General features: G+C 66.4%; 14 protein-coding genes and 2 pseudogenes. 12 read left to right on the forward strand and 4 right to left on the reverse strand.

Annotation, left to right across the window (positions count from 1 at the left end):
• Positions 1-27 precede the first annotated feature (27 nt).
• The 7 genes and pseudogenes from ccsA (at position 28) to BVI061214_RS06130 (ending at position 5649) form a co-directional block, all read left to right on the forward strand.
• Positions 28-714 (forward strand): cytochrome c biogenesis protein CcsA, encoded by a 687-nt coding sequence (gene ccsA / locus BVI061214_RS06100; RefSeq protein ID WP_053767663.1) that lies wholly within the window; start codon positions 28-30, stop codon positions 712-714.
• A 91-nt stretch (positions 715-805) separates the two neighbouring features.
• Positions 806-1234: a cytochrome c maturation protein CcmE gene (ccmE, locus tag BVI061214_RS06105; protein ID WP_053767664.1), complete on the forward strand. Its 429-nt coding sequence runs from the start codon at positions 806-808 to the stop codon at positions 1232-1234.
• Positions 1231-3162: a heme lyase CcmF/NrfE family subunit gene (locus tag BVI061214_RS06110; RefSeq protein ID WP_053767665.1), complete on the forward strand. Its 1932-nt coding sequence runs from the start codon at positions 1231-1233 to the stop codon at positions 3160-3162. The genes ccmE and BVI061214_RS06110 overlap by 4 nt, the downstream gene beginning before the upstream one ends.
• The gene (locus BVI061214_RS06115; RefSeq protein ID WP_053767666.1) at positions 3159-3695 is read left to right on the forward strand and encodes a TlpA family protein disulfide reductase; all 537 of its coding nucleotides are present in this window, start codon (positions 3159-3161) and stop codon (positions 3693-3695) included. The genes BVI061214_RS06110 and BVI061214_RS06115 overlap by 4 nt, the downstream gene beginning before the upstream one ends.
• A complete protein-coding gene (locus BVI061214_RS06120; RefSeq protein ID WP_053767667.1) occupies positions 3692-4114 on the forward strand; it encodes a cytochrome c-type biogenesis protein in 423 nt (140 codons plus the stop codon). Before BVI061214_RS06115 ends, BVI061214_RS06120 begins: the two co-directional genes overlap by 4 nt.
• Positions 4111-5091 (forward strand): c-type cytochrome, encoded by a 981-nt coding sequence (locus tag BVI061214_RS06125; RefSeq protein WP_053767668.1) that lies wholly within the window; start codon positions 4111-4113, stop codon positions 5089-5091. Before BVI061214_RS06120 ends, BVI061214_RS06125 begins: the two co-directional genes overlap by 4 nt.
• 2 nt (positions 5092-5093) lie before the next feature.
• Positions 5094-5649 (forward strand): annotated as a pseudogene (locus BVI061214_RS06130) (QcrA and Rieske domain-containing protein).
• Here the strand turns inward: BVI061214_RS06130 and BVI061214_RS06135 are convergent.
• Together BVI061214_RS06135 and tyrS are read right to left on the reverse strand one after the other, a co-directional pair.
• Positions 5646-6482: a hypothetical protein gene (locus tag BVI061214_RS06135; RefSeq protein WP_053767669.1), complete on the reverse strand. Its 837-nt coding sequence runs from the start codon at positions 6480-6482 to the stop codon at positions 5646-5648. The pseudogene BVI061214_RS06130 and the gene BVI061214_RS06135 sit on opposite strands and share 4 nt — an antisense overlap.
• 61 nt (positions 6483-6543) lie before the next feature.
• Entirely contained in the window at positions 6544-7845 is a 1302-nt protein-coding gene (tyrS, locus tag BVI061214_RS06140; RefSeq protein ID WP_053767670.1) for a tyrosine--tRNA ligase, read from the reverse strand.
• Between the two features lie 22 nt (positions 7846-7867).
• On the opposite strand from tyrS, the gene BVI061214_RS06145 reads away from it, so the two are divergent.
• The 3 genes from BVI061214_RS06145 to BVI061214_RS12530 are packed head-to-tail and all read left to right on the forward strand — an operon-like array spanning position 7868 to position 8693.
• Positions 7868-8245: a hypothetical protein gene (locus BVI061214_RS06145; RefSeq protein WP_053767671.1), complete on the forward strand. Its 378-nt coding sequence runs from the start codon at positions 7868-7870 to the stop codon at positions 8243-8245.
• 60 nt (positions 8246-8305) lie between these two features.
• Entirely contained in the window at positions 8306-8599 is a 294-nt protein-coding gene (gene rpsT, locus BVI061214_RS06150) for a 30S ribosomal protein S20 (RefSeq protein ID WP_003044315.1), read from the forward strand.
• Positions 8600-8609: 10 nt separating this feature from the next.
• Complete coding sequence (locus BVI061214_RS12530) at positions 8610-8693, forward strand: 30S ribosomal protein THX (RefSeq protein WP_071676617.1); 84 nt, start codon at positions 8610-8612, stop codon at positions 8691-8693.
• Positions 8694-8721: 28 nt separating this feature from the next.
• Here the strand turns inward: BVI061214_RS12530 and BVI061214_RS06155 are convergent, their stop codons facing one another.
• Together BVI061214_RS06155 and thrB are read right to left on the reverse strand one after the other, a co-directional pair.
• The gene (locus BVI061214_RS06155) at positions 8722-9459 is read right to left on the reverse strand and encodes a DUF4388 domain-containing protein (RefSeq protein WP_003044318.1); all 738 of its coding nucleotides are present in this window, start codon (positions 9457-9459) and stop codon (positions 8722-8724) included.
• Positions 9444-10322 (reverse strand): homoserine kinase, encoded by an 879-nt coding sequence (thrB, locus tag BVI061214_RS06160; RefSeq protein ID WP_053767672.1) that lies wholly within the window; start codon positions 10320-10322, stop codon positions 9444-9446. The genes BVI061214_RS06155 and thrB overlap by 16 nt, the downstream gene beginning before the upstream one ends.
• A 446-nt stretch (positions 10323-10768) precedes the next feature.
• Here thrB and BVI061214_RS13435 point away from each other — a divergent pair, with 446 nt between their 5' ends.
• Together BVI061214_RS13435 and BVI061214_RS13225 are read left to right on the forward strand one after the other, a co-directional pair.
• Positions 10769-11044: a hypothetical protein gene (locus tag BVI061214_RS13435; RefSeq protein ID WP_156303231.1), complete on the forward strand. Its 276-nt coding sequence runs from the start codon at positions 10769-10771 to the stop codon at positions 11042-11044.
• A 519-nt stretch (positions 11045-11563) separates the two neighbouring features.
• A pseudogene (locus BVI061214_RS13225) lies at positions 11564-11841 on the forward strand (hypothetical protein); the annotation flags it as partial.

Raw genomic sequence — 11841 nt, forward strand, 5'->3', positions numbered from 1 at the left:
CTATGCTTGAAGGGATGGAGGCTTGAGATGCTGAAGGCGGCGAACCCCGATCGGCCCGACCTCTTGACCTGGGCCTTTCTGGCCCTGGGCCTCGCGCTTCTGCCCGTGGGCCTTTACGTGGCCCTTTCCGCCCCCCCGGACGTGAACCAGGGCTACCTGGCCCGCATCATGTACCTGCACGTCCCCACCGCTTGGCTGGGCTACCTGGCCTTCTTCGTCACCTTTCTCTACTCCCTCCTCTACCTCTTCCGCCAGGACCCCCGGTACGACCGGGTGGCCAGCGCAAGCGCCGAGATCGGCCTGGTCTTCATGGGGCTAGCCCTGGTCACCGGGATGCTCTGGGCCAGGCCCACCTGGGGGGTCTACTGGACCTGGGAGCCCAGGCTCACCACCACCGCCATCCTCTTCGCCGTCTACGTGGGGTACTTCCTCCTCCGGGGGGCCATAGAGGACCCGGAGCTAAGGCGCAAGGCGGCGGCGGCGGTGGGCGTTTTGGGCTTCATCAACGTGCCCATCAGCTACATGTCGGTCAAGTGGTGGCGGAGCCTGCACCAGACCCAGTCCATTGACCTCACCACCGGCAAGATCCACATGGCCCCGGAGATGCTCCAGGCCCTCCTTTTCAACCTCCTGGTCTTCACCCTGCTCTACCTGGGCTTCGTGCGCTTCCGGGGGTTTTTGGCGGCCCTCGAGGCCAGAAAGCAGGAGGCCTGATGGAGGTCTTCGTCACCTGGGTCTACGCCCTCACCTACCTCACGGTCTTCGGCTACCTGGCCTACCTCTTCTGGCGCTATAGGAGGGCGCGATGAGGGGCAAGTACCTTCTGGGCGTCCTGGTCATCCTGGGGGCCCTGGCCTACATGATCTTCGGCGGCCTGGGCCAGAACCTGGTCTACTTCCTCACCCCCTCGGAGTACCTAGAGGCCCAGGACAAGTACCAGAACCGCCCCGTGCGCCTGGGGGGCCTGGTCAAGCCGGGCACGGTCCAGTACGACAAGGACCGCCTGGAGCTCCGCTTCGTCCTCACCGACGGCGTGGCCGAGGTGCCCGTCTTCCACAAGGGCACGCCCCCCGGCATGTTCAAGGAGGGGCAGGGGGTGGTGGTGGAGGGGCGCTTCCAGGAAGGGGTCTTCCAGGGAACCAACCTGCTGGTGAAGCACTCGGAGACCTACCAGCCCCCTAAGGCGGGCTGGACCCCTGAGGACGTGCGCAAGCTCATCCAGGAGGCCAAGTGACCCCGGCCCTTCTCGGCAACCTGAGCGTGGCCCTGGCCCTGGCCTTCAGCCTCCTGGGCCTGGCCCTGGCCCTTTTGGCCTACCTCCAGGGGGACGGGCGCTTCCTCAAGGGGGCGAAGGCCCTCGCTTCCCTCACCCTCCTCTCGGCCCTGGCCGCCTTTGTGGCGCTGGAGTGGGCCCTCCTCACCCACGACTTCAGCCTGGCCTACGTGGCCAGGAACCACGCCCTCCAAGACCCCCTCTGGGTCACCCTGGTGACCCCTTGGGCGGCCCTCGAGGGGAGCCTCCTCCTCTGGGGCCTCCTCCAGACCCTCTACACCTTCGTGGCCAGCCGCAAGCCTTTAGACCCCTGGCGGGCCTCCTTGGTCCTGGCCGTCCTCTTCGGCGTCCAGGTCTTCTTCTTCGGGGTCATGGCCACCATCGCCAGTCCCTTCCAAACCCTCCCCAACCCCCCCGCCAACGGCACGGGCCCCAACCCCCTCCTGCAGAACCACTGGATGATGGCCGTCCACCCGGTCCTCATGTACCTGGGCTTCGTGGGGCTTTCTGTGCCCTACGCTTACGCCGTGGCCGCCATGGTCACCCGCCGCTACCAGAGCTGGGTGGAGGAGACCCGGTGGTGGACCCTGATCGCCTGGGGCTTCCTCACCGCCGGGAAGGTGGCGGGCATGTGGTGGAGCTACGAGGTCCTGGGCTGGGGCGGGTACTGGGCCTGGGACCCGGTGGAAAACGCCAGCTTCGTGCCCTGGCTTCTCGCCACCGCCTTCCTCCACACGGCCATCGTCCAGCAGACCCGGGGGGCCTTCAAGGCCTGGAACTTCGCCTTCGTGACCCTGGCCTTCAGCGCCACGGTGCTGGGCACCTTCCTCACCCGAAGCGGGGTCATCCAGTCGGTGCACGCCTTCGCCGAGGGGCCTGTGGGGCCCGCCTTCCTGGGCTTCTTCCTCCTCTCCACCGCCTTGGGGCTTGGCCTCCTTTCCCGGGTCTCCCGGGAGGTGCGGGACGTGGCCGTCTTCCACCCCTTCTCCCGGGAGGGGGCTTTGCTCCTGGGGGCCTTCTTCTTCGCCGGCTGGGCTTTGGTGGTGGTCCTGGGCACCTTCTACCCCCTTTTGGTGGAGGCCTTCGCCGGGGCCAAGGTCAGCGTGGGGGCGCCCTTCTTTAACCAGGTCTCGGCCCCCATCGGGGCCGGGCTCCTCCTCCTCATGGGGGTGGGGCCCATCCTGCCCTGGCGGAGGCCAAGGAAGGAGGTCTTCAGGAACCTCTACCTCCTCCTTGCCGCCCTGGCCCTGGGCACCCTGCTCGGCCTCCTTAGGGGGTACACCCTGGGGGCCTCCTTGGCCGTGGGCCTCTTCCTCTACAACACCCTGGCCGTGGCCCTCCTCTTCGCCGAGGGGATGCGGGCGAGGCGCCTGGCGGGGCTCAGCCCCTGGTCCTTCCTGGAAAACCGCAGGCGGGTGGGGAGCCTTTTGGTCCACTTCGCCGTGGCCCTCATGGCCCTCGCCATCGCCTTCAGCCAGACCTACCGCCTCGAGGCGGAGAAGACCCTGTATAAGGGCCAGGCCTGGGAGGTGGCGGGGGTGAGGATGGTCTTCCAGGGGGTGCGGGCCCTGGACGAGGGGCGGCGCTTCGCCGTGGAGGCCCGCCTCTCCACGGACCGCTTCGGGGAGGTGCGCCCCAGGCTCCACTTCTACCCGCAGATGCAATCCCCCCTGCCCTCCCCCAAAGTCATCTACACCCCCGGCAACGACTACTACTTCCTCCTCATGGACTTTGACCGGGAGAAGGGGGAGTGGGCTTCGGTGCGGCTTATAGTGACCCCCATGGTCTTCTGGATCTGGGTGGCGGGGGTCCTCATGGCCCTCGGGACCCTCTACATCCTCTGGCCCGCCTCGAGGCCCGAGGCGGCGAGGGAGGTGAGCCCGGCGTGAGGGCCTGGCTCTGGGTCCTGGTGGTGGCCTTTCTGGCGGGCATCTTCTGGTGGGGGATGCAGCGGAACCCCAAGGAGCTGCCCTCGGTCCTGGCCAAGGAGCGCCGCCCGGCCCCCGATTTCACCCTGCCCCTCCTTGCCCCCTACCGGGCGGCGTGGGGGGAGACCTTCCGCCTGGGGGACTACCTGGGCAAGCGCCCCATCGTCCTCAACTTCTGGGCCAGCTGGTGCTACCCCGCCTGCTACGAGGAGGCCCCCGTTCTGGAGGCTGCCTGGCGGAAGCACAAGGACCGGGTGCTCTTCGTGGGGGTGAACACCCAGGACAAGGAGCCCGAGGCCCTGAGGTTCATCGCCCAGTTCGGCCTCACCTTCCCCCAGGTCTTTGACCCCAGAGGGCGGGTGGGGGTGGACTACGGGATGTACGGGGTCCCGGAGACCTTCTTCATTGACGGGGAGGGCCGCGTCTACGCCCGGCACGCCGGGGCCATTGACGAGGCCACCCTGGAGGGCTACTTGAAGGAGCTCAGGCCATGAGGCTGCTTTTGCTTTTGCTTTCCCTTTGGCTTCCCGCGTTGGCCCAGGAGGGGCCGCCGCCCGACCTCTCCCCGGAGGTCTTCCGCATCGCCCGGGAGCTCCGCTGCCCGGTCTGCCAGGGGGAGTCGGCGGCGGAGAGCAACTCGGGGGTGGCGGTGGAGATGCGCCGCCTCATCGCCGAGATGCTAGAGGAGGGCAAGACCTCGGCGGAGATCAAGGCCTTCTTCGTGGAGCGCTACGGGGAGTGGATCCTCTACGAGCCCCCCAGGCGGGGGGTGACCCTCTGGGTCTGGGTGCTGCCGGTGGTGGGGCTTTTCCTCCTGGGCCTCGGGCTTTTCGCCTACTTCCGGCCCAGAAGGCCTCTTCCTAAGGAGCTTCTGGAGGAGGCCGAGCGCCGCCTGAAGGAGCCCCCGGCATGACGGCCACCCTGATCTTCCTCCTTCTCCTTCTCCTGGGGCTTTTCCTGGCCCTAAGGCCCCTTTTGGGCCCCAAGGAGCCCTTCCCCGAGCCCCCCAGGCGGGAGGAGCTTTTAGAGGAGCTGGAGGTCCTGAAGAGGGAGGTGGAGGCCCTCGAGGGGGAGGAGAAAAAGCTGGCCCTGGCCCGGATGGTGGAGCTGGAAAGGGCCCTGGAGGGCTACCGTCCCCCCGAGCCCAGGCCCTTCAACCCCCTTCCCGTGGCCCTGGTCCTGGGGGCGGTGGTCCTCCTGGGGGTGGGGCTTTGGCGTTACACCCTGCCCCGCCTCCCCGGGGAGACCACGGTGACCCAGCGGGCCGAGGCCCGGGAGCTCAAGGCCCTTTCGGACAGGGCCAAGAAGACCGGGGCGGTGGAGGACCTCCTGGCCTGGGGCAGGAAGGCCTTTGAGCTTGGGGTCTACGAGCAGGCGGCTGAGGCCTACCTGGAGGTGCTGAAAAAGGACCCCCAAAACGTGGAGGCGGTGCGGCGGGTGGGGATCCTCCTCTTTATGTCGGGCCGACCGGAGGAGGCCAGGCTCTTCCTGGAGATCGCCCAGCACGCCGAGCCTATGGCGGCGGAGGGCTGGCTTTTCCTGGGCAACCTCTACTTCCAGGAGGGGAGGTACCAGGAGGCCATCGCCGCCTGGGAGCGGTACCTGGAGATGGGCGGCGAGGCCAGGGAGCGCGTCCAGGGCCTCATCGCCATGGCCCGGGCCCAGGCCCAGGGCGGGAAGGACGGGGAGAGCGTCTACCAGGCCCGCTGCGCTGCCTGCCACGGGGCGAGGGGGGAGGGGGGCGTGGGGCCCAGGCTCCAGGGGAACCCCATCTTGAAGGCCAAGGAGGCGGTGCGGGAGATCGTCTTGCAGGGGCGGGGCACCATGCCCGCCGTGCCCCTTTCCCCGGAGGAGCTTTCCGCCCTCCTGGACTACCTGGATAGCCTGTAGCCATGAGGCGCCGCGACCTATTTTTTTACGTCCCCGTGGCGGTGGCGGGGGGGGTTTTTCGCCTGGCTGGGGGTGCGCACCTACAACCTCCGCTTCCGCCCCCGGCCCGAGGCGGGGGAGCCCCTCTGGCGGGAGGGGCCCCGGGTGCGGGTGGCGAGGAGGGGGGAGCTTGGGGTCTGGGAGGTGCGGTTCTTTGACTACCCCCTTCCTCTGGGCCCTTTGCGGGCCCTCCTCCTCCGCCTGCCCGAGCCCGCTCCCGGGGGGCTTTCCCTGGGGGAGGAGCACTACATCGCCTTAAGCCGCATCTGCACCCACCAGGCCTGCACCCTGAACTACGTCCCCGACCCCGAGGCCGCCTCCATCCTCTACAACTTCCGCTACGAAAGGCCCTTCTTGGGCTGTCCCTGCCACTTCGGGGCCTTTGACCCCCAGCTTGGGGGGAAGGCGGTCTACGGCCCGCCCCGCTACCCCCTGCCCCGGATTCGCCTCGAGGCCCAGGGGGAGGAGATCCTGGCCACCGGGCACGAGGTCCCCTTGCGGCCCATGGAGGGGACTTAGGGAAGGCACCGCCAGGAGTAGGCCAGGCGTTGTTCCGCATAGAGGCGGGGGCCTTCCCAGCGGTAAGTGGAGGCGGCCCAGGCCTTGCTCCGGCAGGGCCCCTTTCCCTGGGCCAGACTCATGCTCTGCGAGGAGGGCCATCCCCGGTAAAAATCGCCTTTCCCTCCGCCCAGGGTGTAGGCGTAGGTGCCCGTCTCCACGAGCCCCCAGATCAAGGCCTCATCCGAGCAGTGGGCTGTGGCGTAGGCCTTGGCCCCGGGCCGGGAGGCCAGGGGCATGGCGGAGGCGGCCAGGCGGCAGGTGGGGAAAAGCCCCCTTGGTCCAAAGGTTTCCAGGAGCAGGGGGAAGGTGTCGGGTCCCACCCTCAGGCCTCCCTCCGGGCCCCTCAGTTCCGGGGGCAGGCGGCTCCAGGGGTTTTCGGGAGGGCCTCCCTCGCCCTGGCGCAGGGCCTCCAAGGCCTCCAGGAGGTAGTTCCGCACCCTCTCCCGGTGGGGGTCCGCGATCCCTTGGCCGAAGAACTTGGCCACAACCCCTTCCCAGGCCCGCAGGACAAGCCCAGTGTCCTGCCAGAGCCCGCCGTGCTCCCGGGCGAAATCGCAAGCCTCCATCCAGGCTGTAAGGCCAGAAGCGGCTCTAGCGCGGACCTCTTGGCAGACCGCTTCCACCTGGCGGAGCCCTTCCGGGGTGAGCCTGGGGGGTTGGATGAGGAAGGCCACGCCCCCTGCCCACTCCCGGTAAGCGAACCCCTGGGTGACCCAGATCCAAGGCGGGGTCTCTGCCCTTCCCGTGGCCCAAAACAGGCCAAGGAGCAAGAGCCCTAGAAACTTGTGCATGATCACCCCCTTCCCATACTAGGCCTCCATTCGCAACAAGGAGGGGAAAGGGGATTCCTTCCTAACTCCCTTGCAGGCGCACCCGCACGAAGCGGTCCCGCCCCCGTTGCAGGACCAGGGGGCGGGAGAGGTCCACCTCGAGGCCCGGGTCCGTCACCACCTCCCCGTCTATCCTCAGGCCCCGGTTCTGGATGAGCCTCCTGGCCTCGGCGTTGGAGGGGGTTAGGCCCGCCAGGGTGAAGAGCCGGGCCACCCAGATGCGGCCTTCCCTCAGCTCGGAAGCGGGGATCTCCACCTCGGGGATCTCCTCGGGGATGCCTCCCTTGGCCACCTCGTCGTAGCGCGCCTCCGCCCGCCTCACCTCCTCGGGGCCCGCCTCCTTGTCCCTTCCCAAAGCCTCCAGGCGGTAGCCCAGGCTCTCGTAAAAGGCCCGGTCTATGCGGGGTGGGATCTGGGGCCTTGCGTAGGCGGCGGTGAGGATCCGGGCCAGGACCCGGTGGGCGGGGACGGGGCCGGCCTTCAGGAGGGCCTCTATCTCCTCCTCCTCCAGGTCCGTGAGGAGGCGGAAGTAGTCCTCTAGGAGGGGGTCCGGCACCCGCATCAGCTTCTTGAACATGACCTCGGGGGGCTCGGCCACCCCGATGTAGTTGTCCAGGCTCTTGGACATCTTCTCCTGGCCGTCTAAGCCCACCAGGAGGGGCATGAGGAAGCAGACCTGGGGGCTTTGCCCGTAGGCCCGCTGGACCTCCCGCCCCACCAGGAGGTTGAAGCGCTGGTCCGTGCCCCCCATCTCCACGTCGGCCCGGATGGCCACGGAGTCATAGGCCTGGGCGAAGGGGTAGAGGAACTCGTGCAGGGAGATGGGGATCCCCTCCTGGTAGCGCTTCTTGAAGTCCTCCCTTTCCAGCATCTGGGCCACGGTCATGAGGGAGGTGAGGCGCACCACCTCCTTGAAGGTGAGGCCCTCCAGCCACTCGGAGTTGTAGCGGAGTTCAAAGAGCTCGGGCTCCTGCCTCAGGATCTTCCCCGCCTGCTCCACGTAGGTCCTGGCGTTTTCCCGGGTCTCCTCGAGGGTCAACGGGGGGCGGGTCTTGCTCCTCCCCGAGGGGTCCCCGATCATCCCGGTGAAGTCCCCGATGATGAGGACCACTCGGTGCCCCAGCTCCTGGAACTGGCGCATCTTTTTCAGGACCACGGCGTGGCCCAGGTGCAGGTCGGGTCTGGTGGGGTCCGCCCCCAGCTTCACCGTGAGGGGGCGCCCCTCTTTGAGCTTTTCCAAAAGCTCTTCCTCGGGGATGATCTCCTCCGCGCCCCGCTTAAGGAGGCGGAGGGCTTCTTCCGGGGATGGCCTGGGGTCCGCCATGAGCCCAAGTATACTGAAGGCAGTGCGGAGCCTGCTCCTTCTGCTTTTAGCCCTCTTGGGGCTTTACTGGTACGCCGAGCGCTACGGCCTGGCCGTGGGCTACCCGCCCTTTCTGCCCGTCTTCTACTGGAAGTACACGGGGGAGGCCCAGTACCCCATCCGGGTCCACGGGCTTTACAACGTGCTCAAGGTCCAGGTCTCGGGCAGGCTGGACCAGGGGCGGCTCCAGGTGGCCCTCTTGAAGGACGGGCGGCCGGTGGGGGAAAGGACCTTTGCCGGGGTCTTTCAGGAGGTGGTGCGCTTTCCCGTGGGGGAGGGGGGCTACGTCCTCCGCCTCCGCCTGGAAAACGCTAAGGGCCAGGTGCGCTACGACTGGGTGGCCACCAAGTTTGCCCCTTGAGGCGGGGTGTGCTACACTTAGGCCTGGTTTGCCCCTAAGGGGCATGAGAAGGGGAGAAAAATGGCCACGAAGAAGCCCAAGAAGAACCTGTCCGCCCTGAAGCGGCACCGGCAGTCCCTGAAGCGCCGGCTTCGCAACAAGGCCAAGAAGTCGGCCATCAAGACCCTGTCCAAGAAGGCCGTTCTCCTGGCCCAGGAGGGCAAGGCGGAGGAGGCCATCAAGATCATGCGCAAGGCCGTGAGCCTCATTGACAAGGCGGCCAAGGGGTCTACCCTGCACAAGAACGCCGCCGCCCGCAGGAAGTCCCGGCTGATGCGCAAGGTGCAGAAGCTCCTTTCCGCCGTGAGCGCCTGAGGGAGGGCCTATGGGCAAGGGCGATCGTCGCACCCGCAGGGGCAAGATCTGGCGCGGCAGTTACGGCAAGTACCGGCCCCGTAAGAAGAAGTAAAGGGCCGTTCCCCTTAGGGGCCTGGCCCTTAGGCTCCTTCCTTTTCCATTTCCCAGGTGAGGTCCCGGAGGAGCCACCCCCGCCCCGGGGGCGCCAGTTCCCCCGAGGCCAGGGCCTGGACCAGGTAGCGGCGCACCAGGGCTTCCGGCACCCCTTGGGCGATGACCTCCCCCAGGTTGCGGGTGCCGTCCAGGAGACCCTGGAGCCCGCCGAACTCCTCCAGGGTCTTTCCTTTGCGGCCCTGGTGGCGGATCCTCAGGGCGTACCAGGCGTAGCGGCGCAGGGGGTAGAGGTCCCCTTCCCTCAGGCCCATGTAGGCCCGCTCCATGGCGATGAGGAGGGGAACACCCCAGGTCTTGGCGGCGGCGCGGACGCTCTTTCCCCCCTGGAACGGTTCCAGGGGAGGTTTGGGGCGGATGGCCTCCAGTACCCGGCTGGGCGAGTCTATGAGGGCCCGGAAGCGGTCCCACTCGTCGTTGACCCGGGCCCACTCCCCGAGGAGGTTGGCGAAGGGCATGAGGGGCCTCTCCCCGGCAGGGGGGCCTGGTTGGAAGCGGAAGGTCCCCTCCTTGGGGTGGAGGGGGAAGGTGAAGAGGGCCTCGAGGCCCTCCCAGTCCAGGATGCTGGCCCCCACCACCTCCCCGGCGGCGAAGCGCAGGGTGAGAGGCAAAACCCCCTCCCTCACCTCCAGGACCCCGGAGCGCCGGTGGGCGTGGATGAGCTCCAGGACCTCCGTGAGGGGGAAGACCTTCAGGTCGCCTTCCATCTAAACCCCTCCCCCAGTCCCAGGACCAGCATACGGCCTTCCCCCCGGTAGGCCTCCAGGGCGGCCATCACCCGGACCTCCTCTCCCTCCCGTACCAAAGCGGCCACCGTGGGCCCCGCTCCGCCCACGAAGGCGGCCAGGGCCCCGGCCTCCAGAGCCCCCTCTAGGGCCTCCAGGACCCCCGGCATCAGGTGGGCCCGGTAGGGCTGGTGGAGGCGGTCCCGGCAGGCCTCCTTCAAGGCCTCCAGCTTGCCCGAGAAGAGGGCCGCGGGCCAGAGGGCGCTTCGCGCCAGGTTGTAGACGGCGTCCTCCAGGGGCACCTCCTGGGGAAGGGCCGCCCGGGCCAGGGGGGTAGGCACCTCGTAGGGGGGGACGGCTAGGACGAAGCGCACCCCTTTGGGCCTGGGCAGGGGGATGGCCAGAGGAGGCTCGCTCAACGCGGCCACGAAGCCTCCAAAGACGGCGGGGGCCACGTTGTCGGGGTGGCCCTCGAGGCGGGCCGCCACCCGGAAGACCCCTTCCCGCCCGAGCCTGCCCCCGGAAAAGCGGTCCGCCAGGGCCACCCCCGCCACCAAAGCGGCCGAGGAGCTCCCCATGCCCCGGGCCAGGGGGATGGGGTTGAAGACCCGGAGCATGAGGGGAAAAGGTTCCAGGCCCAGCTCCCGCATTCCGGCCCGAAAGCCCTCGTGGATGAGGTTGTCCGTTCCCTCCACGTGGCCTTCCCCCTCGTAGAGGAAGGCGTCTTCCCGGGCGGGCTCGGCCTCCACCTCGAGGTAGAGGTCCAGGGCTACGCCCAGGGCGTCAAAGCCCGAACCCAGGTTGGCCAGGGTGGCGGGGACATAGAGGCGGGGAAGGGGCTCCATAAGTCCCGCCCCAGCATACCAGGGCTTTCCCTGGGGCTTGACAAGAAGAAGCCCTATTCTAGGGGTGGAGGTGGTACAATGAAACTGGCTGTACTGAGAGGGCTTATGTTTATGGTCTTGGGTTTGCCAGTGGCCCTGGCTCAGGTCATGTCCTTCTCTCAAGAAGGGCCTTCTTGCCCATTGCCGGGCGATGAGATGGTGAAGTCTCTAGAGAACCAGTGCTTGGACCCAGGAAATGGTGGCTCGGCGGTGTGTGGTAGCTACAACTGCTTTACCAAGTGTGAAGTCGTTACGGTGCAAGATTGCACCTTGAGATGGGCTTGTATAGCAGGTGCAACCCTTTGCATACTGTATGGTCCGGTTTATCCATATCCTTGTATGGCAACGGTATTTGTCTGCCACGCTTTTGACTGGATCAATGAATGCTCTCAAAGGCAGGAGGAGAGATGCCGGACCTACTGCGTACGCTAGTCAATGGTCTTGCAAAACTAGCTCGCAAGGCTGCAGAAATCGGTTGGTATACGGGATTTCCCATCATCTTTTTCAATCTTCTACGTGAGGTCCTCCATCATTGGAGGGCTGGAACATTTTCCGGTGAGGACGCTTTGGTTACCCTTGCATTGGTTATAATGGTGTGGTTTGCATTTCGGTTTGTGGGCATCCCACTTGGTGGATCCCTCTTAGCTCTTGCCTACATCGCTTATTCCTTGGAAGGCAGGTGATTTCCTTGGAAGGCAAGCAGTGGGTTTACGCAGTCTTTGGTGCGGCATGTGTTTATTGGACCACAGATTCCAGGGGAAGGGCGGTCTGTGCAGTAACAACTTTTGTCTGCCATGCTTATGACTGGCAGCAAATTTGCACCCCAAGGCAGGAGGAAAGATGTCAAACCTATTGCGTTCGCTGAGGGAGAGGCTTTGGACTTTAGTAGATATTGCTTTCTACTCTTCTTTGGCGGCGCTGCAATTTAAGCTCTGGCTTTCCGTTTTTGATAATCTTTTTCGCAATGGGAGGCTTGAAACCGAGGACGTTTTCGTGATGTTTCTCCTCCTTCTGACCCTCTGGTTTGCCTGGAGGCGTATAGGTCTACCTTATGCCAGCGCACTTCTTGGAATCATCTGGGCTGCCTATCTCCAATCTCAATCTCAGCGCTGATAAGGCAGGAAGGTGAGGAGGGATGGCAAAATGCCCCGGTTGGGCTTGCCTTGCAAAGGTCGGGATAATGGGCGTATATTCCCGCCCCGATGGGCAAGCGAGGCTTCCTTCGCAGGGAGGCAAGCCCCAAGGAGGTGCTGGAACACTGCCTGCGCCTGGCCCGGGAGGTGGCTCCACCCACCCCCAAGGGCCAGCGGGGCCGCCCCTGGCGCTACGACCACGGCCTTTACCTGGCCCTTCTTCTCTTCCGCGCCTTCTTCCACCTCACCTACCGCAAGACGGAGGCTCTGCTTCAGGACCTCATGGAAGCCCCCTTCCCCTCCCATCAGTCCTTGGCCCACTACGCGGTGCAGCGCCTGGACCTCAA

This window comes from Thermus aquaticus (assembly GCF_001280255.1).
Lineage (GTDB): Bacteria > Deinococcota > Deinococci > Deinococcales > Thermaceae > Thermus > Thermus aquaticus.